The 26,109-nt window shown below is 39.2% G+C and carries 30 protein-coding genes; 5 read left to right on the forward strand and 25 right to left on the reverse strand.

The window, feature by feature from the left end:
• The first annotated feature begins 4 nt into the window (after positions 1 to 4).
• Positions 5 to 1,030 (forward strand): threonine aldolase family protein, encoded by a 1,026-nt coding sequence (locus K7G75_RS09570; protein ID WP_222984026.1) that lies wholly within the window; start codon positions 5 to 7, stop codon positions 1,028 to 1,030.
• A 90-nt stretch (positions 1,031 to 1,120) separates the two neighbouring features.
• Here K7G75_RS09570 and K7G75_RS09575 read toward each other — a convergent pair whose 3' ends face one another.
• Positions 1,121 to 1,447: a YbaB/EbfC family nucleoid-associated protein gene (locus K7G75_RS09575; protein WP_222984027.1), complete on the reverse strand. Its 327-nt coding sequence runs from the start codon at positions 1,445 to 1,447 to the stop codon at positions 1,121 to 1,123.
• Between the two features lie 134 nt (positions 1,448 to 1,581).
• Between K7G75_RS09575 and K7G75_RS09580 the strand changes: the two genes are divergently transcribed.
• From K7G75_RS09580 to K7G75_RS09590, 3 genes are all read left to right on the forward strand, one after another.
• Positions 1,582 to 3,636, forward strand: coding sequence for a S9 family peptidase (locus tag K7G75_RS09580; protein WP_262420313.1), 2,055 nt, complete (start codon positions 1,582 to 1,584; stop codon positions 3,634 to 3,636).
• Between the two features lie 74 nt (positions 3,637 to 3,710).
• On the forward strand, positions 3,711 to 4,751 hold the full coding sequence (locus tag K7G75_RS09585; protein WP_222984029.1) for a cysteate synthase: 1,041 nt from the start codon (positions 3,711 to 3,713) through the stop codon (positions 4,749 to 4,751).
• A gap of 122 nt (positions 4,752 to 4,873) precedes the next feature.
• Positions 4,874 to 6,133: a cysteate-C-fatty acyltransferase gene (locus K7G75_RS09590; RefSeq protein WP_222984030.1), complete on the forward strand. Its 1,260-nt coding sequence runs from the start codon at positions 4,874 to 4,876 to the stop codon at positions 6,131 to 6,133.
• Positions 6,134 to 6,163: 30 nt separating this feature from the next.
• On the opposite strand, the gene K7G75_RS09595 is transcribed toward K7G75_RS09590, so the two are convergent.
• The 5 genes from K7G75_RS09595 to K7G75_RS09615 all read right to left on the reverse strand — a co-directional run bounded on the left by K7G75_RS09595 (position 6,164) and on the right by K7G75_RS09615 (position 10,056).
• The gene (locus tag K7G75_RS09595) at positions 6,164 to 6,712 is read right to left on the reverse strand and encodes a GNAT family N-acetyltransferase (protein ID WP_222984031.1); all 549 of its coding nucleotides are present in this window, start codon (positions 6,710 to 6,712) and stop codon (positions 6,164 to 6,166) included.
• A gap of 42 nt (positions 6,713 to 6,754) precedes the next feature.
• Positions 6,755 to 7,177, reverse strand: a complete 423-nt coding sequence (locus K7G75_RS09600) for a (4Fe-4S)-binding protein (RefSeq protein ID WP_222984032.1) — start codon at positions 7,175 to 7,177, stop codon at positions 6,755 to 6,757.
• Between the two features lie 8 nt (positions 7,178 to 7,185).
• Entirely contained in the window at positions 7,186 to 7,479 is a 294-nt protein-coding gene (locus K7G75_RS09605; RefSeq protein WP_222984033.1) for a GNAT family N-acetyltransferase, read from the reverse strand.
• A 6-nt stretch (positions 7,480 to 7,485) separates the two neighbouring features.
• Positions 7,486 to 8,319, reverse strand: coding sequence for a methyltransferase domain-containing protein (locus K7G75_RS09610; protein WP_222984034.1), 834 nt, complete (start codon positions 8,317 to 8,319; stop codon positions 7,486 to 7,488).
• Between the two features lie 396 nt (positions 8,320 to 8,715).
• Complete coding sequence (locus K7G75_RS09615; protein ID WP_222984035.1) at positions 8,716 to 10,056, reverse strand: amidohydrolase family protein; 1,341 nt, start codon at positions 10,054 to 10,056, stop codon at positions 8,716 to 8,718.
• Between the two features lie 224 nt (positions 10,057 to 10,280).
• Here K7G75_RS09615 and K7G75_RS09620 point away from each other — a divergent pair, with 224 nt between their 5' ends.
• On the forward strand, positions 10,281 to 11,039 hold the full coding sequence (locus tag K7G75_RS09620; RefSeq protein ID WP_222984036.1) for a DUF481 domain-containing protein: 759 nt from the start codon (positions 10,281 to 10,283) through the stop codon (positions 11,037 to 11,039).
• An 89-nt stretch (positions 11,040 to 11,128) separates the two neighbouring features.
• On the opposite strand, the gene K7G75_RS09625 is transcribed toward K7G75_RS09620, so the two are convergent.
• The 19 genes from K7G75_RS09625 to K7G75_RS09715 form a co-directional block, all read right to left on the reverse strand.
• Entirely contained in the window at positions 11,129 to 11,674 is a 546-nt protein-coding gene (locus tag K7G75_RS09625) for a DUF7010 family protein (protein ID WP_222984037.1), read from the reverse strand.
• A 165-nt stretch (positions 11,675 to 11,839) separates the two neighbouring features.
• Complete coding sequence (locus K7G75_RS09630) at positions 11,840 to 12,247, reverse strand: gamma-glutamylcyclotransferase family protein (protein WP_222984038.1); 408 nt, start codon at positions 12,245 to 12,247, stop codon at positions 11,840 to 11,842.
• A gap of 159 nt (positions 12,248 to 12,406) precedes the next feature.
• The gene (locus tag K7G75_RS09635; RefSeq protein ID WP_222984039.1) at positions 12,407 to 13,327 is read right to left on the reverse strand and encodes an NAD(P)-dependent alcohol dehydrogenase; all 921 of its coding nucleotides are present in this window, start codon (positions 13,325 to 13,327) and stop codon (positions 12,407 to 12,409) included.
• Positions 13,328 to 13,376: 49 nt separating this feature from the next.
• On the reverse strand, positions 13,377 to 13,997 hold the full coding sequence (locus K7G75_RS09640; RefSeq protein ID WP_222984040.1) for a hypothetical protein: 621 nt from the start codon (positions 13,995 to 13,997) through the stop codon (positions 13,377 to 13,379).
• Between the two features lie 112 nt (positions 13,998 to 14,109).
• Positions 14,110 to 15,564, reverse strand: coding sequence for a serine hydrolase domain-containing protein (locus K7G75_RS09645; protein ID WP_222984041.1), 1,455 nt, complete (start codon positions 15,562 to 15,564; stop codon positions 14,110 to 14,112).
• A gap of 134 nt (positions 15,565 to 15,698) precedes the next feature.
• Positions 15,699 to 17,108 carry a pyridoxal phosphate-dependent decarboxylase family protein gene (locus K7G75_RS09650; RefSeq protein WP_222984042.1) on the reverse strand — a complete coding sequence of 470 codons (1,410 nt, stop codon included), beginning with the start codon at positions 17,106 to 17,108 and terminating at the stop codon, positions 15,699 to 15,701.
• 276 nt (positions 17,109 to 17,384) lie between these two features.
• Positions 17,385 to 17,762, reverse strand: a complete 378-nt coding sequence (locus tag K7G75_RS09655) for a DUF2200 domain-containing protein (RefSeq protein ID WP_222984043.1) — start codon at positions 17,760 to 17,762, stop codon at positions 17,385 to 17,387.
• Positions 17,763 to 17,784: 22 nt separating this feature from the next.
• Positions 17,785 to 18,222 carry an SRPBCC domain-containing protein gene (locus K7G75_RS09660; protein ID WP_222984044.1) on the reverse strand — a complete coding sequence of 146 codons (438 nt, stop codon included), beginning with the start codon at positions 18,220 to 18,222 and terminating at the stop codon, positions 17,785 to 17,787.
• A gap of 175 nt (positions 18,223 to 18,397) precedes the next feature.
• Positions 18,398 to 18,751, reverse strand: a complete 354-nt coding sequence (locus K7G75_RS09665; protein ID WP_222984045.1) for a nuclear transport factor 2 family protein — start codon at positions 18,749 to 18,751, stop codon at positions 18,398 to 18,400.
• A 25-nt stretch (positions 18,752 to 18,776) separates the two neighbouring features.
• Entirely contained in the window at positions 18,777 to 19,520 is a 744-nt protein-coding gene (locus tag K7G75_RS09670; RefSeq protein WP_222984046.1) for an SDR family NAD(P)-dependent oxidoreductase, read from the reverse strand.
• A gap of 5 nt (positions 19,521 to 19,525) precedes the next feature.
• The gene (locus K7G75_RS09675) at positions 19,526 to 19,720 is read right to left on the reverse strand and encodes a tautomerase family protein (protein ID WP_222984047.1); all 195 of its coding nucleotides are present in this window, start codon (positions 19,718 to 19,720) and stop codon (positions 19,526 to 19,528) included.
• A 121-nt stretch (positions 19,721 to 19,841) separates the two neighbouring features.
• Positions 19,842 to 20,405 (reverse strand): Crp/Fnr family transcriptional regulator, encoded by a 564-nt coding sequence (locus K7G75_RS09680; RefSeq protein WP_222984048.1) that lies wholly within the window; start codon positions 20,403 to 20,405, stop codon positions 19,842 to 19,844.
• A gap of 145 nt (positions 20,406 to 20,550) precedes the next feature.
• Complete coding sequence (locus tag K7G75_RS09685; RefSeq protein WP_222984049.1) at positions 20,551 to 21,240, reverse strand: hypothetical protein; 690 nt, start codon at positions 21,238 to 21,240, stop codon at positions 20,551 to 20,553.
• Positions 21,241 to 21,432: 192 nt separating this feature from the next.
• Entirely contained in the window at positions 21,433 to 22,188 is a 756-nt protein-coding gene (locus K7G75_RS09690) for a hypothetical protein (RefSeq protein WP_222984050.1), read from the reverse strand.
• A 138-nt stretch (positions 22,189 to 22,326) separates the two neighbouring features.
• Positions 22,327 to 23,394 carry a ribosome small subunit-dependent GTPase A gene (rsgA, locus tag K7G75_RS09695; protein ID WP_222984051.1) on the reverse strand — a complete coding sequence of 356 codons (1,068 nt, stop codon included), beginning with the start codon at positions 23,392 to 23,394 and terminating at the stop codon, positions 22,327 to 22,329.
• A gap of 28 nt (positions 23,395 to 23,422) precedes the next feature.
• Positions 23,423 to 24,217 carry an MBL fold metallo-hydrolase gene (locus tag K7G75_RS09700; RefSeq protein WP_222984052.1) on the reverse strand — a complete coding sequence of 265 codons (795 nt, stop codon included), beginning with the start codon at positions 24,215 to 24,217 and terminating at the stop codon, positions 23,423 to 23,425.
• 47 nt (positions 24,218 to 24,264) lie between these two features.
• The gene (locus tag K7G75_RS09705) at positions 24,265 to 24,816 is read right to left on the reverse strand and encodes a TetR/AcrR family transcriptional regulator (protein ID WP_222984053.1); all 552 of its coding nucleotides are present in this window, start codon (positions 24,814 to 24,816) and stop codon (positions 24,265 to 24,267) included.
• Positions 24,817 to 25,047: 231 nt separating this feature from the next.
• Positions 25,048 to 25,446 carry a hypothetical protein gene (locus K7G75_RS09710; RefSeq protein WP_222984054.1) on the reverse strand — a complete coding sequence of 133 codons (399 nt, stop codon included), beginning with the start codon at positions 25,444 to 25,446 and terminating at the stop codon, positions 25,048 to 25,050.
• 182 nt (positions 25,447 to 25,628) lie between these two features.
• Complete coding sequence (locus tag K7G75_RS09715) at positions 25,629 to 26,039, reverse strand: hypothetical protein (RefSeq protein ID WP_222984055.1); 411 nt, start codon at positions 26,037 to 26,039, stop codon at positions 25,629 to 25,631.
• Between the last annotated feature and the right edge of the window lie 70 nt (positions 26,040 to 26,109).

Here is a 26,109-nt window from a genome sequence, read left to right on the forward strand (position 1 = left end):
TTTAATGCAAATAAATCTTATCAGCGACACGGTAACACGACCAACGCCGGGCATGTTGGATGCCATGATGTCGGCCAAAGTTGGCGATGATGTATTTAAGAACGATCCTAGCGTGAATGCGTTGGAGGACAAAGTGGCGGATTACTTTGGAATGGAAGCAGCACTGTTCTTCCCCAGTGGCACCATGACGAACCAAACGGCAATAAAACTGCATACCCAACCTGGTGAACAGCTTATCTGCGATAAATATGCCCATGTTTATAACTATGAGGGCGGTGGCGTGAGTTTTAACAGTGGGGTGTCCTGTAAATTAGTGGATGGGCAACGGGGCATGATGACCGCAGAGCAGGTTGAGGAATCCATAAACCCTCCCGATTTCTACCATAGTCCGCTTACATCATTGGTCTGTATCGAAAACACCACAAACAAGGGAGGCGGTGCCTGTTGGGACTTTGAAGAGCTCAAAAAAATCAGGAAGGTTTGCGATGACCATGGATTGAAGTACCATTTGGACGGTGCAAGGCTATGGAATGCCTTAGTGGCCAAAAATGAGGATCCAAAAGCATACGGGGCACTTTTCGATACCATTAGTGTTTGCTTCAGCAAGGGTTTGGGATGTCCCGTGGGCTCCGTTTTGGTTGGAGATCAAAAATTGATTGATGCGGCCCTCCGTGTTAGAAAGATACTGGGTGGGGGCATGCGGCAATCTGGCTATTTGGCTGCTGCAGGTATTTACGCCTTGGAGCACCACATAGACCGATTGTCCCAAGATCATGAAAGGGCCAAAGCGATAGGGAAGGTGCTCAATACGTTGGAATTCATCAAAAAAGTGGAGCCAATAGAGACCAATATCATCATTTTTGAATTGGATGAGTCCAAATTGACCTCCACGGACTTTTTGGCGAAATTACAGGAAAACCAAATCTCTATTATTGGAATGGGGCAGGGCAAACTGCGAATTGTCACCCACTTGGATTACGCGGATGCCATGCACCAGCATTTTTTGGGTGTTTTACAAAAAATTGGATAGTTGGATGCAACTTTTACTTCAAGTTCAGGCTAGAATTTATTCAAAGTTGCTGTTAAAAAGATTGTGACTGTGCTGGGCCTCAATTAAATTCTACTTCAGAAATGAATCCATTCCTGGAATGTTAGGCATGCCCTCCTTGGCCACAGCGGCCAATTCCGTTTCATTCACGCGGGTGGCCTTTTCAATGGCCTTGTTCAAGGTGAGTATCAGATAATCTTCAAGCTGCTCCTTATCCTGCAAAAGAGAATCTTCTATAGTGATGGATTTGATCTCCCTATTGGCGGTGATGGTCACTTTCAACTTGCCATCGGAGGATTCCTCATCCAACAGAACCGTGTTCAACCGTATCTTGGTCTCTTCTACTTTTTTCTGGGTCTCCTTCAATTTACCCATCATTCCCATAAAATCTCCAAACATAACATGCTATTTTGACTTCAAAAGTAATAAATTGGCATAAACCAAAGCCAATGAAACATCTCATATCGGGCTCTTGTTTTCTCACAATATGCCTTATTTTTGCGGCCTCTTGCCAAAACAATAAAAAAGAATCCATGGACATAATACCCCCAATGGCCAAAAAAGTCCCAACAAAGCTTGAAAAGCATGGCGACGTGAGGATCGATGACTACTATTGGATGAACAATAGGGAAGATCAGGAGGTTATAGATTATCTGAACGCCGAAAACGAGTACTACAAAAGAATGACGGCGCATACCGAAAAGTTTCAAGAAGAACTTTATCAGGAAATGAAATCGAGGATAAAGGAAGACGACTCCTCGGTCCCTTATAAGCTGGACGGGTATTGGTATATCACTAGGTATGAGGAGGGTAAGGAATATCCCATTTATTCAAGAAAGAAAGATAGCTTGGAAGCGGATGAGGAAATTATGTTCGACTGTAATGAAATGGCCAAAGACCATGAATACTTCAATTTAAAAGGAGTCTCCGTTAGCCCTGATAACACATTGGCGTCCTTTGGCACCGACACGGTGTCCCGCAGACAATACGACATTCAGATCAAGAACCTCAAAACAGGGGAGATCTATCCCGACAAAATTGAGAACACCACTGGGGGTTCCGTTTGGGCCAATGATGGAAAAACGCTTTTTTATACCAAGAAAGATCCAGTGACTCTCCGCTCGGACAGGATTTTCAAACATACGCTGGGTACTCCCGCTGAGGAGGATGAAGTGGTTTTCCATGAAAAGGATTCCACCTACAATACGTTTGTTTACAAATCCAAGTCCAGAAAATACATCGTTATAGGTTCGGTGAGCACTTTGACCACTGAATATCGGATTTTGCATGCGGATGAGCCCAATGGCGACTTCAAGGTATTTTCTCCACGTGAAAAGGGTGTGGAGTATTCCATTTCGCACTACGATGGGAATTTTTATATCCTTACCAATAAGGACGATGCCACCAATTTTAAGCTCATGAGGACCGATGAGAAAAACACGGCATCAGAACATTGGAAGGAATTCATATCCCATAGGGCCGATGTGTTGCTGGAGGACGTAGAGATTTTCCGGGATTACTATGTGCTTTCCGAGAGGGAAAACGGGCTTAACACCATGAAAATTTCACGTTGGGATGGTAAGGACAGTTATTATTTGCCTTTCGATAGTGAAACCTACGTGGCAGGACCCTCCGTGAACCTCGATTTTGACACCAATGTGCTCCGCTACTATTACAATGAAATGGGGGCTCCTTATGCCATAATCGACTTCAATATGGAAACCAAAACGGCCATGATCCTAAAGGAACAGGAAGTTTTGGGCGGCAAGTTTGACAAGGCCAACTACAAAACAGAACGCTTGTGGGCAACGGCAGAGGATGGCATTAAGGTGCCCATTTCCCTAGTATACCGAAAAGATACTCCACTGGATGGTTCCAGTCCTTTGTTACAATACGCCTACGGTTCTTATGGACATACCGTGGATCCTTATTTTTCATCCGTGCGGCTGAGTTTGTTGGATAGAGGTTTTATATATGCAATAGCCCATGTTCGGGGAGGGGAATATTTAGGCCGACCATGGTATGAGGATGGAAAATTGCTTAAAAAGAAGAATACCTTCATCGATTTTATCGATTGTTCCAAATTCCTTATTGCGCAAAAATATACCAGCCCAGAGCATTTGTACGCCAGCGGTGGCTCTGCTGGTGGCTTGCTGATGGGCGCCATTGTTAACATGGCACCCGAACTTTATAAAGGTGTTATTGCCTCAGTTCCCTTCGTGGATGTGGTCACCACCATGTTGGACGACACCATCCCCCTTACCACAGGGGAATATGATGAATGGGGCAATCCCAATGAGAAAGACTATTACGATTACATGAAATCCTATTCGCCCTACGACAATGTGCAGGCAAAGGCGTACCCAAATCTCTATGTGACCACCGGGCTGCACGATTCCCAGGTGCAATATTGGGAACCTGCCAAATGGGTGGCCAAGCTAAGGGACCACAAAACGGACCATAATCTGCTATTTTTGGACACGAACATGGAAGCAGGTCACGGCGGTGCATCAGGGCGTTTTGAGACTTTGAAGGAAACCGCAAAGGATTACACATTCATTTTAGATCTTGAAGGAAAGGTCCCATAAAAATAAAAATGCTATTTTTGTCCCGAATAAATCGTGTTTTGAGCACAAGATTTGTTCCTTACCTAATACCAGTTATGAAAAAACAGATAAATGCGCATAGCAGTATCCTTGACTTAATTGGAAATACCCCCTTAGTTAAGCTAAACGAAATCGCGGCTCCCCTTACCGGAAATTTTTATGCAAAATTGGAGGCCTTCAACCCTGGACATTCTTCTAAGGACAGAATTGCTGTCTATATCATCGAGGAAGCAGAAAGGAAGGGGATCCTTAAGCCGGGGAGTACCATTATAGAGACCACTTCAGGCAATACGGGTTTTAGTCTTGCCATGGTCAGCATAGTAAAGGGCTATAAGTGTATTTTGGCGGTCAGTTCAAAATCATCCCCAGATAAGATAGATATGCTTCGTTCCATGGGGGCCAAAGTGTATGTGTGCCCTGCCCACGTGAGTGCCGACGATCCGCGATCCTATTATGAGGTGGCAAAGCGCTTGCACAGCGAAACCAAGGATTCCATCTATATAAACCAATACTTTAACGAGCTTAATATAGAGGCCCATTATCAAACAACTGGTCCTGAGATTTGGGAACAGACCAATGGTTCTATAACGCATTTGGTGGCCTGTAGTGGAACAGGAGGCACCATTTCCGGTATTGCCCGTTTCTTAAAGGAGAAAAACCCTGAAATAAAGATTTTGGGGGTGGATGCCTATGGTTCCGTGCTTAAAAAATATCATGAAACTGGCGTGTTCGACCACAACGAGGTTTATCCATACAGGATAGAGGGACTTGGAAAAAATTTGATACCTGCCGCTACAGATTTCAATGCCATAGACCGATACGTGAAGGTAACCGATGGTGAAAGTGCCCATATGGCGCGTAAAATTGCACATACCGAAGGTATGTTTGTTGGTTATACCAGTGGAGCCGCCATGCAGGCCCTATATCAGTTGAACACGGAGGGAGAGTTCAAGAAGGATAGCAACGTAGTGGTTATTTTCCCCGACCACGGATCTAGGTACATGAGCAAGGTGTATAGTAACGAATGGATGGAAAACCAAGGGTTTTATGACATCCAGAATGCCGATGTCCCCGAAAAAATAGAGTACATCAAATAGTGACATAAAATATTCGATTGGAGAACGACAATGGCTTTCATTGTCGTTTTTTTATGTGTAAATTTCGTTATGTGGGCTTCACAAAAATCTATACTTTTGCAGTTGAATCAATTTTACGGTAGATGAGAGATTTATTCGACAGAATCATTGAGAACAAAGGGCCATTGGGAAAATGGGCCTCACAAGCAGAAGGATATTTCGTATTTCCGAAGTTGGAGGGACCGATCTCCAATCGAATGAAATTTCAAGGTAAGGACGTGATCACATGGAGCATCAATGATTATTTGGGACTTGCCAATCTACCTGAGATCAAAAAAGCGGACGGCGATGCAGCCTATGAACATGGTTCCGCCTACCCAATGGGTGCCAGGATGATGAGTGGGCATACCGATTACCATGAGCAGTTGGAAAACGAACTCGCCGAATTTGTCAATAAAGAAGCTTCTTACCTTCTAAATTTTGGTTATCAAGGATTCATGTCGGTGATTGATGCCTTGGTTTCCAAGGATGACATCATCGTTTATGATGTGGATTGCCATGCATGTATCATAGACGGGGTGCGTTTGCACATGGGCAAGCGATTTACTTTTAAGCACAATGATCCTGAAAGTTTGGAGAAAAACCTGGAACGTGCCACAAAAATGGCCCAAGAGACAGGTGGTGGCATTTTGGTAATTTCCGAAGGTGTCTTTGGTATGCGCGGAGAGCAAGGTATCCTTAGGGAAATTGCAGCTTTAAAGAAAAAGTTCAATTTCCGGTTTTTGGTGGATGATGCGCACGGATTCGGAACCCTTGGAAAAACAGGTGCCGGAGCAGGCGAGGAGCAAGGCGTTCAGGACGATATTGACGTTTATTTGGCCACTTTCGCCAAATCCATGGCTGGAATTGGAGCTTTTGTGGCAGCCGACAAGGAAATCATTGAATACCTAAAATACAACCTAAGATCCCAGATGTTTGCCAAATCCCTTCCCATGATCTATGTAAAGGGAGCCTTGAAACGTTTGGATATGCTCCGTAACAGACCAGAGTTGAAAGCAAAACTTTGGGAAAATGTAAATGCCCTGCAAAATGGACTTAGGGAGCGGGGCTTTGACCTTGGCACCACCTCAAGTTGTGTTACCCCTGTCTATTTGAACGGGAGTATTCCGGAGGCCATGGCCTTAGTTAAGGATTTGCGCGAAAACCACGGTATTTTTTGCTCCATTGTGGTGTATCCCGTTATACCCAAGGGATTGATTCTTCTACGCTTGATACCCACGGCAACACATACCATGCAGGACATTGCCGAGACTTTGGATGCCTTTTCTGCCATCAGGGAACGGTTGCAAAACGGTACATATAAAAGGTTATCGGCGGCCGTAGCTGCGGCTATGGGGGAGTAGACCAGTGCTTTTAAGAAGGATTTTACTGGATTAGCGGTCCTTATTTTGCTTCATGGAGGAGCTGCTTTTGCTTTTATAGTATCGATATTCATCTACTTGAAGCTTTTTTCCAGTTCCTATTTCGTAGGTATCATGAATGCTTAGTCCGAGATCCCGGATGAGTTGAGTGCTGCGCTTATTTCGGTTGTCAACAGGATATTTGATGTACTCCACATCCAAGTTCTCTATGCCCCACGCAAGCATGTGATGAACTACTTTTTTACCGAGGCCCTTTCCCTGCATTTCTTTTCTTATCCAAAGGCCAAAATGGGGTTGTTTGGTCTGTATGGAATGAATGCCACAGCACCCTGCAAACTCTTCATTATGGAGAATTGTCCAGACATAGTCCGTTCCTTTCCTCCCTTGTTCCATGGAGGAATTTATAAAGGAAATCGTTTCATCAATGTTTTGGGGTGGTTCATCAAGTGGTAGAAATTCTATGATGTCCTTGTCAAAAGTATCAAAGACCTCTTGGGCGTAATTTAAGCATATCGAAACCAATTTGATTTGCCCATCAATACGAACACATTCAAAACTCATTTATAGCAAGAATTCCGTGTGATTTTGAAAAAACTTGACTTTCTATCCCTTAAATTCTATGGTCTTGTGCGAGCCATCACAATAAGGCTTGTTTTCTGAGGCGCCACAGCGGCAAAAGGCGGTTGACCTTTTCTTAGTTTCCACTGTGCCATTGGCAAGGGTAACTTTTAGGTCACCGCTTATCAAAAGGGGACCATTTTCAACTATGTTGCACTCGGTAATCTGGGTTTCTTCCATCTGGGTTTCTCCTTTGGTTTTATAGGACAATGCGCCTGAAGGGCATTTGTCGATTTGGGACTTTAAAGCCTCCACACTGGCGTTTTCAGGTTGTATCCATGGCTTTTCCTTGGGCCTGTAGACTTCGGGAAGGGTATGCCAACACACTTCCGAGTGGATACATTTTTTAGGTTTCCAGACCACGGTAAAATCCCCTTTGGCGTATTCTTTTACAATTTCTTTTTCCATACTACCTATTATGCGATATTTATTCCTTTTAAAACCAGTTCTTTGTATGCGGGGTTTCGTTTTATGAAAAGCGCCACGAAGGGGCATAGGGGTATAAGCGTCAAATCTTTTTCCCTTATGTCATCCAAGGTTTTTTTCACTAAAGCCGTTCCAATTCCCTTTCCCTCCAATCCTATGGGTATTTCGGTATGGGTCAAATATATTTTATCCTTTGCGCGGATATACTCAATTTTAGCAATGGCACCATCCACATGAAATTCATATTGCTTGGCCTCTTCGTTATTTATAAGTTGATATTCCATATTGCATTAAAAGATACGAATTTTATAGACGCCACTTTCCAGCATGAGTGATTCATTTTTTAGGTGTTGCATGAGGTTCAGAAGTTTTGGTTGGGTGGTTTCTCCCATTAGGATGTTCAGGCTTACTTTTTGGTTGCCAATGTTCTTTATGTTGGGGATAAGCCCCTCAAAGAAGGATATTCCAGCCTCGGTTTGGTCCACGGTCGAGATTTTTTCAAATCCCAAATTTGTGAGGATGAGTTCCATATCGTTCTTCCTGAACAGAAAGCTATACTCGCTGGTGGATGCCCAGGGCATGGGATACTCCACTTTTTTGTCATTCTTCTTGAAAATGTCATAATACAAAAAGAATCCTGAGGGTTTCAACACCCTTTTTATTTCCGTGTAGAACATTTCCTTGTCGGGGACGTTCATTTGAACGTGCTGTGTCCAAACCACATCAAAAGAGGCATCGGGAAAAGGAAGGTTGGTTGCCTCGGCAACGAAAAATCGGGTCTTATGATCCAGCTTTACCAATTTGGACAGTGCATTTGCGGTCTGGACATACGCTGTGGAAAGATCAACTCCCGTGGTGTTGCAATCGAATTCGTCCGAGAGCATTCTACAAGCTCCTCCGAGCCCACAGCCCACATCGAGCACTTCAAGGCCACGAAGGTCTATCTGTTGCGCAAGTTCGCGCGACACAGCGGCACCCCGCACGTGGAATTCGTCCACCCCCGCAATATGTGCTCGTTCTACGGATTCCAAATCAATTCCGTTTTGTTTTAACCGATTTAGAATGGCTTCAAACAGCCCTTTTTTGGAATAGTGCTGCTCAATCTGGAGGTTTAGGTCACTCATTTGCTTTGATTCTGTGGATGTAAAGTTACAATAGTATCAACAACAGCCCGAGGACAAAAGGAGATATACTTCCGAATTGACAGCCAAGAATCAGGATCCTGCTAAATAGTTAGCCGCATCTTCAAGCGTCTTTATAGAGTCATGGGAAGTATCAAAATACTTCATCCCATTTGTTTTACATGATTTTTTAATTTGTTCACTATTCACTACCATATTTTGGATATGATCCAAAATATGGGCATATGACTTGTCCTTCAGCCAATCGTTTTTCTCCTTGCTTTATGAGCGTATTTTGACCAATTTTTTGTCAACATCCTTTGATGTGTGGTTTTCAGTCTTGGTCAAATTTCATGTTCTCTGTTATTGCTTTTTCAAAGATGGGGCTGGGCTCCATTTTCAATTGAAGCGTTCCACATTTCCGTTTTGGATCACCGCCTTGATTGCGAGTGTATTTCTAATGTTCGACAAGGGGTTGTTGGTCAATAAAACCAGGTCCGCATAATAACCTTCGGCAATTTTACCGTGTTTTTTTAGGTTGAAAAAACGGCAGGGGTTCACTGTGGCGGTTTGAAGCGCCTCCAGGGGGGAAAGGCCAGCTTCTTCTACCATTAGAAAAAGTTCTTCGTGTAGGGAGTAGCCGGGTAATCCACCTTCGCAAGCGGTATCGGAACCTGCCAATAGCCCAATTTCTTCCATACTGAACCGCTTTACCAGCTTGGTAAGCGCCATCCACCACAAGGAATCCCCTTTTTTGTCCATTGAAGCTGACATGGATTCCATGTGTGCATGCATGCCTTGGTTCACGGATTCTGGTAGCTGATCGCGAATTGGATGTGAAATCCATGGTTCATCATTATAGCGAAGTCTCGCATATTGAACGGCCATTGTTGGTGTAATCCAGGCTTGATTTCTCTTAAACGCTTCAACGACGCGTTCGGAATCATGCAACCAGGGTTGCACTATTTTTCGGTCTTCTTCACTATACCCATCTGCCATCATGAATTGCTCCAGTTCCAAGGAATCCTTGGTAAAACTGTACAGCAGGGGTTCTCTTATATGCTCTATACTCTTTTGACCGAGATCCAGAATGTCGGAAAGCAGAAAAGGCTCAGAAACATGTCCTACAAAATCCAGCCCATGTAGTTTGGACAACCGAGCAATCTCTTTATACGATTCCCACGGAATTTTCTCATATACTTTTATGAAATCCACTTGATCCTCTAGGTTTTGTTGAAAGGCGACCGCAACTTCCTCCTTGTTTGAAACGGAAAGTGATGTGGGCCACCCGGTGCCAGAAAGGAGGTACCCAGCAATAAAAAGCCTCGGACCACGCATTTTTCCTAGCCGCATATCAGATTTCCATTGATTCAGGTACTCCGCACATAGGGATTCACATCCGTCGGTTGGTTTGTGCACGCACCCGCCCATATCCCTTACCCCGGTAACGCCATGGTCTAAAAATAGACGTAGATACGAGCTGTCCTGAATGTGCACATGCATGTCCCATAGCGCTGGGATCATATAATTATTGGAACCATCGATATGGGTTTCAGCATTGTTGGCAATGGTTCCCGGCTCCGCTATCTTGACGATTATGGAGTCCTTAATGACTATGTCACTCACAGTTACCTTCCCAGTTTCAATGTTAATAACGCTTACGTTGGTTATCAGCAAATCGTGGTTGGAAGAGCATGAAAAACAAAGAATGAAAAAAGGAAGCAGAAAGTGTCTCATCATAAAAGGATGCTGTTGTGGCCCAGGATTTATTTTGGTATAGAAGTTACTATTTTTTGTGCTTACATGAACTTACCAAATTCCAATCTTCCATCAGAGGTTAAGCACATGCAAAGCACCTCCCATTTGACCAAGATGTTAGGTGTCCAACAATATCAAGGAAATTCATAGCTTATAAATAAGTATATTTCCCAGGTTAAAGAACCACAGCTATATTAAGGAACAGGATGAGAAACCCATTGTATTATTTCTTGCTTTTGCCGATTTTTCTTTCGGCACAGATCAATGAAAGTGATACGCTAAAATTTAAAGCAAACCTATCCTTGACCGGTTTTTGGCAAGGAGGGAACGTGGAGACCCTTATTTTTAGGGCACAATCTGATGTGAGTTTTATTCCTTGGAAGAAATGGGTCTTTAAAACCAACAACTCCTATGTTTACCAAGAGTTTGGAAAGGAAAAGGCGGATGAGGATATTTTGAGCCTCAATTTTTTGTATTTCAATCCTGAAAAGAAAGTTTACCCGCTGGTGTTGGGATTTGTGAGCACCAATTTCCGTCGCAAAATTGATCTGCGCTACCTGCTCGGGGCGGGGGTTACATTTCGAATTCTGAACAAAAAGGACCATTGGCTCAAGTTTTCAATATCGAGTGAATACGAACGGACGGATTTTTCCGAGGCGGATTTCAATAATTCCGATTATGATGGGAGTTTTTCCATCAATACATTTCGCGGCACTTTGTGGATAAATGGAAGTTACCATTTGTTCAAGGGCAAAGTCATTTTAAACCATGAAAGTTATTTTCAGCCCTCCCTAGAACGCAGCAATAATTTTCGTTGGCGGTCCGATATTGGCTTGGAGCTTCCTGTGTGGAAGTTTTTGAGCTTCAAGATCAACTACCTCAATACCTTTGAAAGTGTGGTGATAGAAAACCAGAAGCAGGAGGATAAATTTTTGACCTTTGGCTTTACACTGAAAAGTTATTAGCGACGGCAAGCATTTTTCAGAAGAGTTGGATTGTTGCCTTCCCTAAAAATGCATGAATCTTTCTTCTTTATTTATTGCCATCCCAGGTTTTATTCCGGTCTCTTTCTTTCTTTTAAAATTATCAGGGTAATAATATAGATCAACACAATTGCGAAAGGAATGGCTATAAATCTATAGTGAGGTAAAAGATACCAAAGGGCCAGCACTGTAATTGTCCGTACCAATGTGTGAAAAATGCCCACCCAATGCTTTATGATCCAGGAAAAAGGCAACCACATCAATCCCGTTAAAATGCCCACTGTCATTGGGAGAGAGGAATAGTCAACGAGAAAAAATGGAATTGCGATTGAGTAAACCAATATTGCCTGTGCAGCCGTGAAAAGAAAAAGGGAGTCGAATTCGTTCTTCGGCTTACTTTTATCAAGAAAATCTTCACCTGTGAATTTTGACAGGAACAGACCCAAATACACAATGCTCCCAGTTCCAATAAAAATTGCCCAAACGGCAACGAAGTCAGAGAAAAAAATCCCGATCAATCCGACTATAGCCCAAATAATCAATCCGGCCAGTGGGGTAGCTAGAAATTTTTGATTGATAAACTCAATCCGCTGTTGTTCAAGTGTCCTCTCGTTCATAAGTAATTTGTTCAGTATTTTCTAATGGTATTCAATTTTTTTAGGCGTCCATGTTTTACGAATGCATTTAGGAGCACCATAACGGTCTCGGTTAATAACAGTCCTCTATTCCTATCATTATCGGATTCATTGGTAGGCGGAAACGGACAATTAGGTATAGCCTGTTTAAGCATAGTTTTTACCTATAATTTTTAGGTATTCTTTAGGAAAGTTCAATTTTTCAGCTAATCTATGAAGAGATTTTGCATATGATTCATTTTTTCCTTTGAGCAGCTCGAGTGGCAGGTTATAGCATATTGCCGTTATATGTTCATTGGTTTCTGAAATAATAGTCACTTTTTCAGGAACATAATCGGAAACACTTTTTTCAGAATATAGTTTGGCAATTTCTTCTTCGGTTAAGGTCATTATGACCCCATAGGCTTTTTCTGTTTTACTCTGTATTAAGGAAGCCCGATTTCCTATTTTTAAAGCGTAGTTATTTAAGTATCCTTTTCTAGGATTTAATGGATTTACTCCATTTCTGATAAGTAGATCTTTATCCATAAATAAACCATAAAAAAACACTTCCATATCGTTTGGTTTAATTACACCTAACCGCCTCGGCCATAATTTTTTTGAGTGGTGGAAATGCGGAGCATTTTCCAGTATGAAATCCAGCGGTGTTGATTGCTAATGGTTTAAATTTAGAAAGAAAACTGCAATGAATTATGGCCAAGTTGTACGTTCGTTTTATGGTTGCACATCAATTACCACGTTACCTCTTTTTCTGCCTTTATCAACATATTCATGGGCTTTTACTATTTCATCAAGTTTGAAACATCTGTCTATGAAAGGTTTTAATTCTTCATTTTCTGCCATTGTTTTTATTCGTTCAAGATTTTCATCCTTCTCAGTTGTTAGCATACGTACTGAAACGAAATGGCCGCCAGTTTTTAAAACTTTTTTGGCTTCGGATTTCTTTGTCTTTCCAACGGCATCAAAGATGATATCAAATTTTTCTTCGCCCTTGGAATAGTCTTCTTTATTATAGTCTATCAAACTTTCAGCACCCAATGATCTTACCATTTCAAAGTTTGGGGCTCTGCAGACTCCCGTTACTCTTGCACCTTTTTGATTGGCCATTTGTACAGCATAATTTCCAACGCTTCCAGAAGCACCATAAACCAATACGTTTTGTCCAGTTTTCAAATTGGCCTTGTCTAAAAGGTACATTGCTGTCATGGCCCCAACCGGCAATGCAGCTGCTTCCCGATAAGTCAAGTTAACCGGCTTAAATCCAATCACCCCACTTTTCCATTGCTGTGGTAAGCATATGTATTCTGCGTAGGAGCCTGTTTTTAGCATTGTAGTGGTACCAAAGACATCGTCACCAACATTAAATTTAGTTACATTTTTGCCTGTTTCTTCAACTATTCCGGCGAACTCATGACCTAAAATTTTCTTTTTAGGTTTAAAAAGTCCAAATAGTAATCTGGCAGGAAGCCAAAACAAAGGTGGAAAATCAGAAGCACGAAGTCTTATGTCTCCGGAAGTAACGGTAGCAGCATGTATCCTTACAAGGATTTCATCATCTTTAGGTATCGGTTTTGGAATATCCTTTAGCTTAAGGACTTTGGGCGAACCGTATGCTTCATATACTACAGCTCTCATATTGATTTTTTGTTTTTTTTTAATAACTGCTCGTAGGGACATCCATTTTTTAAGTGTAAAGTGAAATGGCCCAAGCCACGTAAAACCAGGCCAAGCCAATCCAGCTAATGGGATGTATCCGCTTTAATGTTTGCCAATCGTACACAAAGAACGATGCCATGAGTATATGCCACACCAATATGTAGAACAATACCCAATTTTCAACTTGTAGTATGTCAGAGACCCTTCCCATTATGGGTTCTATGGGTAGCGCAATGGCCCAAAAGACAAATCTCTTGTGTTTTACCGCATTTCTTCTGTACACATAGGCCAATAGGATAAACGTGGCAAAGCTCAGCATCAAAAGTCGATTGGCCCTTACAAAGGGTTCCATACTGCCCCATCCTTTGTATACGGCAATAAAAACATAAAGTGTACTGACAAATACTCCTATTGCCAATATAAATCCTATTCTTCCCCATTTCATATGGGTGTTGAACTTTTTCCTTAGAATGAAATACGTTTGGGCGGCAAAAGTGCCAAACCAGGCAAACATGAAAAGCCCATGTACAATGAATTTGGGATCACTGTTGCTCGGTTGGTCGATATCGGTAATCAAATTGTCCGAGAATGCGACAAAAGAAAAAAGTAAGAGGAGGGAACTAACAACGGGAAAGTAATATTTTTTCATATGAGTAGTTCTTAATGCTGTTCACCGTGATTGCCCCTAGTGGTCTCGTATTTTTGTAGTGCACCGTTTATGGAGCTTTATCGCATATGTAATGTAGCGGTCTTTTTAATCGTTATTCAGTTTCTGGGTAATCAATAAATACTATCCTATCAGCCTCGTCAAGATATACCGTAGTGTAAAGTGTTTTCTTTCCGTTTAAACGGTAGTATCTTAAGGTGTGAATATTGACATTGAAAAAAATTACATCTTCGTTTTGGACATTTCTTTCACCCAAATACGTAATGGACTCGGTTTGCGCTATGGATTCTTTTAGATTTTTGGAATAATAGGAAAATGGGAATTGCTCATGAACATGTGTATTTTCTACCTTGGAATCTATGGTTCGAAAGAAACCCAGATGAATATTGGTTAAGCCTGTATTGGTATCTTCAGCGGGTGTTTTTTTTGACAATTGCCCCAATACAGGGTAGTACAATGCCGCAAGTTCCTTAGCCAAAGAGAAACTGGCACCACTGTAAGAACTGTCGGGCCCTTTCAAATTGGTCAGGACAATCACCACAAATTTATCTTTTGGGATAACCAAGGACTGACTGCTAAACCCAGTTCTAAAACCTCCACTGTGTTCTGAAATGGCAATACCTCCAAGCGGCCAATTCATCCATCCCGCTCCCGTTGAAATATAATTGCCATTATCCAGTTTTGCAGGCTCGAACATCATCTTCCTTGATGGCTCACTAAGAATAGTTGTTGTAAAAAGGGCATTGTAAAATTTCAGCAGGTCATTGGCAGTTGTTCGAATGCCTGAATCTCCTCTGCCATGGGCAACCGGCGCAATGGTAATTCCATTTCCCAATCCGGATATTGGACTATGGATTATATCCTGGTCATAGTTAAAGTAACCGGAAACCCTATGAGGGATAATCTTATAAGGGTGGTCTACGAACGTTTCATTGAGGGCCAAAGGCCCGAAGATGTTCTTTTCAAGGTAAGCCCCATAAAATTCACCTGTAATCCGCTCAATCACAATTCCTAAAATGAAGTGTCCACTTGTGTAGGAAACGTCGGTTCCGGGTTTAAATTTCAGTGCTTCCTCAAAATGAATTTTAAGAAAGTCAGCATCCGTCTGCGTTTTCAAAAACAGTTCGTTCGACGTATTCCAGTCATATAGACTCCAATCCTCTACCAAACCGGATGAATGCGTAAGAAGGTGCTTTATGGTAATGGGTTCCCAGTAATCAGGAGCTTCGGGGATGTATTTTTTGACGGAATCATCCAAGCCTAACAATCCTTTTTCCGCCATCAATAAAATTGCAGCGGCAGTATAGGTCTTGCTCATGGACGCTATGGCAAAGACCGATTTTTCCGTTACATCGGCACCTACTTCCAGGTTTGCTTTTCCATAATACCCTTCGTCAAGTATTTTTCCATCTTTGGCTATCAGAAAAGCCATTCCTGGAATGTTTTTAGATTCCATTCTTTTCTTAATGATCCGATGTGCTTCACTTTGGGAAATGGCAATGCAACACGTTAGAAAAAATACGGTAAGGAGTAATGTATTTCTCTGCATCGATTCTGATTTTTGATGGCTACTAACGGTCTCGTATTAGAATAGTAGCGGATTTTTACACACTAACTTTTCGATTAAACACCGACCTTTTTATATTTAATTACATTCATTTTAGCGATTAAACCGCTATTGTTTTATACATTGTTGGCATGAGTTATTTCCAATTCTAACGCCTTTTCAAATGATTTTACAGATTTAGCTATGTCTTTTTCTGTTGTGGCCCAAGAGCATATACTGACTCGCATAACCTTTTTGCCAAACCACATTGAACCACCAAGCCAGCATTCTCTTAGCATTTGAATAGTACTCAATACCCGCTCCGTTATTTTATCTGAATCACATCTTACAAGTACTTGGTTAAAAACAATGTCATTTTCAACATGGAAACCATTTATTTTTTTTATTTCTTCTGCAAACTGTTTAGCCCTTTGATGCATGGTTAAAATCATTTCATCAATTCCGTTCTTCCCTAGGTACTTCATTATAGACCATAACTCAATTATTCTAGCTCTCCGAGACATTTCGGGCGTGTAAAACATACCGTCTCTTTCTGTACTTTCAATAATATAGCTTCCAGACATATGAAGTGCAGAAGTCATAGCCTCTTGGTCGGAACAAAGTATGATTCCACAATCATAAGGCGTGTTCAACGTTTTATGACCATCTACAGCCCAGGAAGTGGCATTTCCAATTCCTTTTGTTAAGTATTTTAATTCATTCACTGCCTCAGCCCACAAACCAAAAGCACCATCGATATGAACCCAAGCATTGGCTTTCTTCGCTTTCTTACAAATAATTTCAAAGTCGTCAAACGCACCGCTATTTACATTTCCAGCTTGTAAAATCAAAATGGTGTTTTCATCTAATTCTGGAATTGACTCCGAGATAATTCTACCTTGTTTATCAACATCTACCCATTCGATGTTTTCTTTTCCTAAACCTAAAACACCTATAGCTTTTAAAACTGTTGAATGTGCCTGTTTACCAGTTACAACTCTTATTGGAGGTGAATTTCTAAGACCTTTTTCATTTATATCCCAATTGTTCCTTTGAAGAATACGATATCTGGCGGCAGCCAAACCACATAAATTGGCAGTAGATGTTCCGCTTACAAATCCTGCGGTAGTGTTTTGTGGTAAGTTAAATAAATCTACAAGCCATTTTTCTACAACAGATTCTAACTTACTTCCTATTGGTGATAAGACATGCATTGCTGGTGCTTGGTCCCAATAGGTCCCCAAGTTTTTGGCTGCTAATCCTACAGGAACGGCACTTCCACACACAAATCCGAAATATCTTCCACCCAATGTTGCAGTTGTTGCAGGGCTCCCATATTTATTGAGCTGTTCTAGTACACTTTTGGCATTTGTTGAATCCAAAGGAAGTTCTTCATCGAATATGGATAGGTTATTAAGTGCTTCTTCTGTTGGATAAACATTTCGGTCAAAAACACTTTCCAAATATTCAAATGAATATAGTTGTGCTTGATTAAATATTTCCTTGTTTCTAATTTCTAGAAACATTTTGTCTTGTAGTTTACTCATTTTTTCTAATTGATGCCAATGGCCACGCGGCTATAGCCGTAGTTGGTAAAAGTGCTTCTTTCCCTTAGCGGCGCGCTGGCCATTTTTTTGTTAAACGTTGGATAAATATAGCGAATAAGCGGTCGTGCCGTGTGGCCATTGGGGAAAATAGCTCGGGGGGATGTGCCGCTTGCGGTACTGGCCTAGCGGCCGCAGGCATTTTTCCCAACGGTCTCGTGTATGGTGTCGTAGCATCCCGAAGGGTGCTATGTACTATACACAATGTTAGCGCCAGTTTTATTTCTTTTCCTCTCGTAAAATATTCTCCATTTTACGACCTTTTGCTAATTCATCAACCAACTTATCTAAATATCTGACCTGTCTATAAATTTCAAATTCATCCTCAATTTCTTCAATTCGATAGCCACAAATAACTCCTTTAATCAGGTATGCATTGGAGTGTATTTTTGCTTTTTGAAAAAATGTTTCAAAGGTTGCTTTCTCCCGAATAAATCCTTGTAAACTCTTTTCATCAAAACCGGTTAGCCATTCTATGACCTGTTGAAGTTCTTCTTTTGTTCTTCCTTTCTTTTCCACCTTGGTCACATAATGAGGATAGACAGATGCGAAGGTCATTTTTGCAACTTGTTCGTTTTTTTCAGCTGTCACTTTCATTTTGATACTATTTCAATGTCTATTACTTTCTCATAAAGTCAAATGCGCCTTTTGGTAGTTGTATTCCATATTCTAAATAGGCTTTCATACAAGCAAGAAAATTTGCCCATCCCCCGGAATTTTCTAAAGCCCATTTCAGATCTGCTTCATTAAGCTCCTTTCCTTTTTCGTTTACCCTTACTATGGTACTATCATCCGGCAATTTTTCTAATGTGATTTTTACTATAGTTTCCGGGTCCCAAACAAAAGAAATTGCACTAGTATTTTCAATTTTAATTTCTTTAATAGGAAATTTATCTTCAAACTCAGGAAATTTCCAAATCACTTCTTTTCCCGTTTCAAGTCGCCCGCTACTTTCAGATATAAAATATTTTGTCATTTTCTCCGGATTAACAATCCCTTCAAAAACTTCCTCAATTGATTTTTGAATTTGAATAGTTACGTTAGATTCAAGTTCCATGATTATTCTTTCGTGTCTTGATTTATTCAAATTGTTGCCAACGGTTAGTATAAGAGCAGTAGCGGATTAAAGCGCAACTTCCTTTCGAAAACCAAGATACTGAATTTAACACAATAGCGGTTCGAGTTTCCACTCGAACCGCTATTGCTTTTAAACATTGTTAGCAACTGTTTATTTATTCTTCGTGTGTGAATAGTTTATTTACAATTTTCCAACCATTATTAACTTTAGCTAATGACAGGTAGTCATAGTAATTATACCCTAACATGGGAACATGTAATTTGGCAATTGCGATTTTACCCATGATATCTATTCCTATGATTTTCATTTTGAAGGGCTCATTTAAATCTTTGGGGTTTCGTCTGTTTTTTACTCCCCCAAGATATTCTTTAGCGCTTTTTAAGTATTCAACCCCTTTAATGTCTCCATATATTGTCAGACTTTCATGGAAACAAGCTTTAAGTTTAGTTACATCTCCGAAAAAAATTCCTTTGAAATAATTGGAAATTACATTCTCAATTTCTTTCATGCTTTCTTTATACATAATCTATTTTTTAGATAGCGTGACCTACTGTATGACCCCCAGCTATGTTAATCGTTTCTCCTGTCACAAAATTTGAAGTAGCCAAATAGTAAGCTGCTTCAGCAATTTCAACGGCCTCCCCAATTCTGTTTAGCAAGTGTAACCCAGCTAAGCTGTCCGCATTCTCAATTCCTATTTTTTCTTGCAACGGACTTCTGATAATTCCGGGAGCGATGGTATTAACCTTAATATTGTTTTTCCCAAATTCAGCAGCCAATTGTCTCGTTAAAGAATGGATAGCCCCCTTACTTGTTAATGGTGCTGTTGCCGGAAATCCATCTATGGCGTGGTCTACCAAAACAGTTCCTATGTTTATTATAGAACCATTTTGTTGTTTCATCATTTGAGGAATAACTGCTTGAGAGGTAAAATATGTACCCTTTAAATTTATACCCCAATAAAGCTCTAAATCCTTTTCTTCAACGTCTAGAAAGGGTTTTGGGGCAAATACTCCAGCATTATTGATTAAAACATCTACAGAATTAAATTTTTCCAATGCCAGAGCAACAAGTTTTTGACCGGTTTCTTTTTTGCTAATATCTCCGGCCAAGTAAATAGCATTGGAGGGAGCACCAAATGCGTTGTAAGCTTTTCTTAAATTTTCTTCATTAGAAGAGTTCATTACAACATTACTCCCGCGTTCTATAAAATATTTTGCAATTTCTTTACCAATTCCTGTGGATGCTCCGGTAATGATTATGGTTTTATTTTTCATTTTCGTTATTTTTTTGTTCCTAAATACTGTTTCCCATTTACTCCCCAATTGGCCATAGGTACTTCATCAATAACTACATGGGTTGTTTGTGGATTTTTGTTAAGTATGTCAACTACCAGTTTTGTGGCACCTTCTATTAATTGACGTTTTTGTTCTTGTGTTACCTGTTCGTCAGTAACCCTAATGTTAATGTATGGCATGACTTTTTGTTTAAATTAATTGTCATACAAAGTTGATGGGAACCTTAAATTTCGAAAAGGAGGTTTGTCACTTCTTTAAAGTGATGCAGGTCACATTAAGTAATAATAGAAAGGTATAGTGTTATGAGTTTAATCTGCTAAGCGTTTCCCTAGAAACACCTAAATAGGCTGCAATCATTTTTTTAGGAACACGTTGGAACAGTTCTGGATATTGTTCGAGGAGTAAGTCGTACCTCTCCTTAGTTGAATTTTGTAACAATGATAGAATCCTATTTTGAAGTGCAATGCGACCGATTTTACTTTTTTTAGCCCAAAAACGTTCCATTTTGTGCATTTGAGCTGTCAGTTTATCTCTATCTTCAAATGATATATAGAGTAATTCACTATCTTCTATACAGTCTATATAAGTTTTTGATTTGGTTTGTTTTACAAAAGATTCATAATCCGTAATCCACCAATTTTCCATTCCAAATTGAAGAATATGTTCTTTTCCTGTATTGTCAACAAAGTAATTTTTCAAGCAACCCTTTATTATCCAGTATTCTTTATTTACAATTTCTCCTTCTTGAATAATATATTGATGTTTACGTTTCTTGACTTGCTTAAAATGACTCAAAACAAAATCAAATTCCTCATCGGTAAGTCTAATTACTTCTTCTATATGTTGTCTTAGAGGATGTGTCATTTTGATTGCTGCTAACGGTCCGGCTATGATTTCGGCTAGGGAAATCCGGTAGGATTTTTCAAGTGAGAAATCGAGCTATTTTATTAGTTAAAGTTATTCAATTTGGTTCTAAGGTAAGGCTGAATTATAGCTATTGTTATGCGCTTTATTTTAAAATCAATCGGTTCTTTTTTAAATAAGAATTGTTATTGATTTCATCTGGTATTTTATTGTCTACCCAGAAGTTTGGTCGGTATGTCTTTTCTATTCCCGTTAATTTGGCCTTATGGCTAAGCTTTTTGATTCGGTTGGTCAGTTCCATAAAAAGTTCATATCCGCTATATTGGTCCGTTTCGTATAGGTATTCATGTCCTTCGGAACCAAAACTGACTACTTTAGGATAAGATAGTTCCAGTCCCAAAATTCCTTCATCATTACTTGTTTCGATTGAGAACTTTCCATTTTTAAGATAAAGATAGAAAGGTCTAATATTTATAACTGGTTCTATCGGTTGAATAGATTTGTATTCGAGTGAAATTTCCCCTTTTCGATTTTTTATATCTTCAAATATTATTGTTTCCAAGTCATTGATTACGGAAATCCTAATGGCGCTTTCGTAAGTCCAATCTTCTTTTCGGTTCCAGTCCTTTCCAGAAACAATTCTGGTGAAAAAAGCCCTGTAATCATCAAATAATGATGTTTCCTTAGACATTTCGTAATCGATGGCAACTCTACTGTTGGTAATAACAAACCAATACGTCATATTTTGGAAAACTTGCGATAAACTTTCTGGTTTTAGGACGAATTTAAATTTGTGCCATCCTCTTCCTGCACTAAGTCCTCCATAATAGCTCATACGTTTCGATAATAAGGTTTAGAGATTTCAATATTGCGCATAACGGTCCCGGCTATGAGTAGTTGCGTGAATTAGCACTTAACTTTGCAAGTACACACCAAACTGAAAATCCGTGAGGATTTTCCGAGTAGGCCAGAACCTGTCTGCCGACAGGCAGGCAAGCAATTACTTATACCCATTGTTGTACTTTCGTTATTTATATTTTCTTTTCGCAATTAAATATTCTTTTCCGTCAACAGTTTTAAACTTTTTAGTCCAAAGTCCATTTTTGTTGTATTTGTATCTAAAATACTCATATTCATACAAAAATGGTCCCCCTGTAATTGCGATTGGAAATTCTTGCTTTGGTTCATATTTTCTGTTAATTTCAATAACATTATTTCGGTCGTCATATTTGTATGTTATTATACATTTTTCATTCTCTGGTTTTGGTGAAACAGGACTATCTCTATAATCGGTAAACTCCGTTGATTTGATAATATTTCCTTTATCATCATATTCAATTTGTTCTTTAGAAAGGGCTTTTAATAAAACTTCGTCTTTTTTCTCAATAAGTTTTGGTTTACCTAATTCAGTGAAATCAGAATATTTTTCGGTTGTTCCAAAATCAAATGTCTTTCTTACAAGCAATGAGTCATCATATTCCAATTTTAGATTTGAAATATCGTTTATCTGTCCCTCGTTGATGTCATAGGTATTTATTTCACGTTCTACATTTCCAAATCGGTCATATTTATATTCAGTTCGGCTTCGTAGTTCATTTTTCCAATAACTTTCTCGGACTGAAACAAGTCCATTTGTGAGATAAAATTTAGTACTCCATTTTCCCATTTCTATATTTTTCTCAACATAGGAGCCATAGTTTTTCAGTAAGTCATTTTCGTTTTTTTGAGCCAAAGAAGCACCAAAAATCAAAAGGGTTAATATGGTTGCATGCAGGTTTTTCATAATGGTGTACAACGGTCTCGGCTATGAGCAGTAGCGGATTTTAAGCGACTACTTTTCAAATTACAATATACTTTAATTCAATGAAAAAGCGGTTTGAATTAGCACCCAAACCGCTATTGCTTATACACATTGTTGTGCTTAGTACTTGTTTTGTTTTTTTGTTTTCTTAAAGCTTTTTATCATTTTTCCAAAATCCTTGTCCTTTCTCCGTTTTTCGGCTACAGTTGATTCATAATGTTCTTTCTCTCGTTCCATTTTCATAAAGTTTTCAAAATGCGATATCTCTATCTGTCCATTATCTATAGCTAGTTGAACTGCACAATCTGATTCAGAAGTGTGTGTGCAATCTGAAAACTTACAGTTTTGTGCAAAGTCATATATTTTTTCAAATGTACTTTCAATTCCCAGTACACCGTCCGTAATACCGACTTCTCGCATTCCTGGATTGTCAATAAGTATGGCCCCGTTTATCATAGGAATTAATTCGCGATGTGTTGTAACGTGTTTACCTCTATCAATGCTTTCGCTAATAGCAGCTGTTTTCATTCGACTTCCTCCAATCAAGTTGTTAATCAGGGATGATTTCCCCACACCTGAAGAACCAAGAAGACAATATGTCTTTCCTTTATAGAGAAGTTTTTTCAATTTGTCGATTCCAACCTTTGTTTTATTACTTACGTGGATAAGAGGAACACTTTCAACTCTGACTTTTATTTTGTTCAGCAAATCATTCAAGTTATGTTCGTCCGTTAAGTCTGTTTTAGTTATAACAATTATTGGCTCAATGTTAGAACTGTAGCACAGGGTTAAATATCGTTCCAATCGGTTAATGCTAAAATCTCTATTTACGGATTGCACAATCAAGCCATAATCGATATTGCTGGCAATTATTTGTAACTCACCAAATTTGTTCACAGCTTGTCTGGATAGCATAGAAAGTCTAGGTAGAATGCTATGAATAATTGCAAAATTTGGTTCATAATTTATCAAAGAAACCCAATCTCCAACGGCTGGAAAGTCTTTACGACTTTTGGCAGAAAATCTTAAATTTCCCGTAATCTCTGCTTCAAATTCACCTTTTTCATTCTTTACAATGTACCTTTCCTTGTGTTCGGCTATTACACGACCAATTCCAAAACCCTCAAGATTATTATCGAGTCTTAATTTTTGGAAGTAATCATTATATCCTAAATCTTGAAGTGTCATATTTCTTTGATATTCTTACTTTACTTCTCTAGTTTAATTTAATGACGTTGGTTCTTTTGTTTACCAAAGTTTCAAACCGATTCAATTCTTCTACGTTTTTTATTTCATAGTGCATTGGAATAGTAACTTTAGGTCGAATCTTATTTACAATCTTGGCAGCTTCCTCTTCATTCATGGTTAGGTTATCTCCTCCAATTGGAACCAAAGCAACATCAATATCATTTAGGTCTTCCAATTCAGTGATATAGTCTGTATCTCCTGCGTGGTATATTTTTAGACCATTTTTTAATGTAAGAACATAGCCTACATTATCTTTCGATCTAGGGTGTGCTTTAATCCATAAAAAAACTGATTTTGTATTGTACGCAAAAGTTGTCTCGATGCTTAAACCCTCAAGTTCTATTTGATGATTAGGCTTTACGACTTGGATTTCATTTTTGAAATCTAACAGTTTTTTTGAAACACCCTTTGAACAAATAATCGTTGTTTCATCTTTTAAAAGACTTTTTATATCTTCAAAAGAGAAATGGTCTGGATGCGCATGTGTTATCAAAATATAGTCTGCATATTCGGCATTCACAAGTCCTACAGGATCGATGTAAATAAGCACATCATCAACTTTAATCTGAAAACTTGAAGGGAAAAAGTGAGACTTGTTTACTTTGATTGCCCCCCAAGTTTTTATCTTACTGTTTTCTCCAATTGTTACTTGTTGCGGAATTGGATTTCTCTTTTCGCTTATTGTTATTTTAACCATAGTGCAGCCTTGATTAATTATTAATGCTATACAAAGCATCAACATGTGTAATTTGTTAAACTCCATATCCGATCTGCCTTTCAGACAAAATTAGAGAAGCTGAACGTCAGATTTTAGACGTTACCGTCCAATTGGCCTTTAAAGAGGAAAACCATTTGCCGAATATCAGCAAAGTATGCCTTTAGCCACGACTCGTTTAGGGTCTCGTCTGTAATTTGAAGATAAAAATTCTCCAAACTAAGATGTAAAACCATTTGTGCTAAAGCACTATTCTCTGATAAGGAAATTATGTTTTTCCATACAGGAAGTAACCCCTGAACGGAAAATTGCATGATACGATCTAGGTATTCTTTGAATTCAGGGTGGTTTCTATGGATTCTAAGTTGACGGTTAAATAATAAGTCAGTTTTATGTTCGATGATAATGGATATTAATTCTTCTTCATTCTTTGCATTTGATTCTTTTGATGAAATATTTTTTGCTCGGCTCAAGTGAAACTCCAATAAACCTTCCGTAAAAACTTCTAAATCAGCAAACAAATGATAAAATGAAGATTTATTTTTCCCGACTTCTTTAGATAATCGTTCTATCTTAAGTCCTTTTGGACCTTCATAAGCAAAACATTTATAGCCTGTTTCTAACCATATTTTTTCTATTTCTCTCATTTAAAAACAAAGAAAAATTCTAGCTGATTTATATTCATTGAATGCGGTTTTTTTTATTAAACACAATGGCTCGTATAACCATCAGTTACGGGTTAATATGCGTTATTTTTCGGTTTAGCACAGACGTTAGCAATTCCGAGTGGATTCTAGCCTGCCCCGAGCACAGTCTAGGGGTAGTCGAATCCGCCGTAATTGCGGTTATACATTGTTGGCAACTGGCTTTTATTCCGATTAACAGTTTTCGCAAGTTTCATTTGGTTCAGCGTTAAGTAATTCCGTTCCACATTTTTCACATTTCCGTTTTTCGTCAGTCCAATATCCAGTTCGAGTAAATAACTCAATCGATTCAGTCCATTTTTTGTATTCCACACTTTCAAAATCAACATCTCCATTTGAGTCAGCTGGCGGTTCAGGTTGATTTCCGTTTAAGAATCCGTTTATCCAATATTTTGAATATTCCGACATATTTTCAATTTCCGATAAAGACACAAAAAAACTCCGTTCTTTTTTTGGACACCAAGCATAAATTCGTCCGCGAAAAGTATGTGGATTTCCAATCAGATAATGTTTTCCCTCACAACCTTTGTGATTAAACCACAGATTTTCGTCAAATTCAATTTCGTTTGTCATTTTTTAGCTTGTTGCCAACGGTATCGTATAACCGTCAGTTACGGGTTAATATGTGTTAATTTTCGGTTTGGCACAGACGTTGGCAATTCCGAGTGGATTCTAGCCTGCCCCGAGCACAGTCGAGGGGTAGTCGAATCCGCCGTAATTGCGGTTATACATTGTTGGCAAATCGTTTTTTATTTTCATAATATTTTAATTCCGATAAATAGAGTAGCCACAATTATAATCAAAAGTCCAAAAGAAAATAATTTGTCAGAATCTTTTACGTGAGGATTTTTTGCTCCAAGTCGGTCATTTATTTCGTCCGAATATCTCAAAAAGAGAATAAAGTCTCTTTTATGTATGTTTTCACTAATTTTTTTAAAAAGTCGGTCAAAAATCCAATAAACTATTGGAACACAAAATCCGAAGTACATAACCTTGTCATCTTTAAATTCAGATTTTGAGTATAAAAATCCAAATATTCCGAATGCTAAAAGTCCGATGCAAATCAGCCACACTATTTTTTCGGTCATCCATTTCTTTTTCCTTGTGTAAAGAATAAAGAAACTAACTCCGAGTGCAATTCCAATTCCGATTATGCTATTATCCAATTCAGTTTATTTTCTTTTCCGTTAAGTTGCTTTTAAATGTTTGCCAACGGTTGGGCTATGAGTAGTTGTG

The sequence above is a fragment of the Flagellimonas meishanensis genome (genome assembly GCF_019880545.1).
GTDB classification, from domain to species: domain Bacteria; phylum Bacteroidota; class Bacteroidia; order Flavobacteriales; family Flavobacteriaceae; genus Flagellimonas; species Flagellimonas meishanensis.

Bases quoted from the DNA above. Each gene is read 5' to 3' on its own strand.
- K7G75_RS09570 (WP_222984026.1), top strand. From the start codon at position 5: ATGCAAATAAATCTTATCAGCGACACGGTAACACGACCAACGCCGGGC.
- K7G75_RS09575 (WP_222984027.1), bottom strand. From the start codon at position 1,447: ATGTTTGGAGATTTTATGGGAATGATGGGTAAATTGAAGGAGACCCAG.
- K7G75_RS09580 (WP_262420313.1), top strand. From the start codon at position 1,582: ATGGACATAATACCCCCAATGGCCAAAAAAGTCCCAACAAAGCTTGAA.
- K7G75_RS09585 (WP_222984029.1), top strand. From the start codon at position 3,711: ATGAAAAAACAGATAAATGCGCATAGCAGTATCCTTGACTTAATTGGA.
- K7G75_RS09590 (WP_222984030.1), top strand. From the start codon at position 4,874: ATGAGAGATTTATTCGACAGAATCATTGAGAACAAAGGGCCATTGGGA.
- K7G75_RS09595 (WP_222984031.1), bottom strand. From the start codon at position 6,712: ATGAGTTTTGAATGTGTTCGTATTGATGGGCAAATCAAATTGGTTTCG.
- K7G75_RS09600 (WP_222984032.1), bottom strand. From the start codon at position 7,177: ATGGAAAAAGAAATTGTAAAAGAATACGCCAAAGGGGATTTTACCGTG.
- K7G75_RS09605 (WP_222984033.1), bottom strand. From the start codon at position 7,479: ATGGAATATCAACTTATAAATAACGAAGAGGCCAAGCAATATGAATTT.
- K7G75_RS09610 (WP_222984034.1), bottom strand. From the start codon at position 8,319: ATGAGTGACCTAAACCTCCAGATTGAGCAGCACTATTCCAAAAAAGGG.
- K7G75_RS09615 (WP_222984035.1), bottom strand. From the start codon at position 10,056: ATGATGAGACACTTTCTGCTTCCTTTTTTCATTCTTTGTTTTTCATGC.
- K7G75_RS09620 (WP_222984036.1), top strand. From the start codon at position 10,281: ATGAGAAACCCATTGTATTATTTCTTGCTTTTGCCGATTTTTCTTTCG.
- K7G75_RS09625 (WP_222984037.1), bottom strand. From the start codon at position 11,674: ATGAACGAGAGGACACTTGAACAACAGCGGATTGAGTTTATCAATCAA.
- K7G75_RS09630 (WP_222984038.1), bottom strand. From the start codon at position 12,247: ATGGAAGTGTTTTTTTATGGTTTATTTATGGATAAAGATCTACTTATC.
- K7G75_RS09635 (WP_222984039.1), bottom strand. From the start codon at position 13,327: ATGAGAGCTGTAGTATATGAAGCATACGGTTCGCCCAAAGTCCTTAAG.
- K7G75_RS09640 (WP_222984040.1), bottom strand. From the start codon at position 13,997: ATGAAAAAATATTACTTTCCCGTTGTTAGTTCCCTCCTCTTACTTTTT.
- K7G75_RS09645 (WP_222984041.1), bottom strand. From the start codon at position 15,564: ATGCAGAGAAATACATTACTCCTTACCGTATTTTTTCTAACGTGTTGC.
- K7G75_RS09650 (WP_222984042.1), bottom strand. From the start codon at position 17,108: ATGAGTAAACTACAAGACAAAATGTTTCTAGAAATTAGAAACAAGGAA.
- K7G75_RS09655 (WP_222984043.1), bottom strand. From the start codon at position 17,762: ATGAAAGTGACAGCTGAAAAAAACGAACAAGTTGCAAAAATGACCTTC.
- K7G75_RS09660 (WP_222984044.1), bottom strand. From the start codon at position 18,222: ATGGAACTTGAATCTAACGTAACTATTCAAATTCAAAAATCAATTGAG.
- K7G75_RS09665 (WP_222984045.1), bottom strand. From the start codon at position 18,751: ATGAAAGAAATTGAGAATGTAATTTCCAATTATTTCAAAGGAATTTTT.
- K7G75_RS09670 (WP_222984046.1), bottom strand. From the start codon at position 19,520: ATGAAAAATAAAACCATAATCATTACCGGAGCATCCACAGGAATTGGT.
- K7G75_RS09675 (WP_222984047.1), bottom strand. From the start codon at position 19,720: ATGCCATACATTAACATTAGGGTTACTGACGAACAGGTAACACAAGAA.
- K7G75_RS09680 (WP_222984048.1), bottom strand. From the start codon at position 20,405: ATGACACATCCTCTAAGACAACATATAGAAGAAGTAATTAGACTTACC.
- K7G75_RS09685 (WP_222984049.1), bottom strand. From the start codon at position 21,240: ATGAGCTATTATGGAGGACTTAGTGCAGGAAGAGGATGGCACAAATTT.
- K7G75_RS09690 (WP_222984050.1), bottom strand. From the start codon at position 22,188: ATGAAAAACCTGCATGCAACCATATTAACCCTTTTGATTTTTGGTGCT.
- rsgA (WP_222984051.1), bottom strand. From the start codon at position 23,394: ATGACACTTCAAGATTTAGGATATAATGATTACTTCCAAAAATTAAGA.
- K7G75_RS09700 (WP_222984052.1), bottom strand. From the start codon at position 24,217: ATGGAGTTTAACAAATTACACATGTTGATGCTTTGTATAGCATTAATA.
- K7G75_RS09705 (WP_222984053.1), bottom strand. From the start codon at position 24,816: ATGAGAGAAATAGAAAAAATATGGTTAGAAACAGGCTATAAATGTTTT.
- K7G75_RS09710 (WP_222984054.1), bottom strand. From the start codon at position 25,446: ATGACAAACGAAATTGAATTTGACGAAAATCTGTGGTTTAATCACAAA.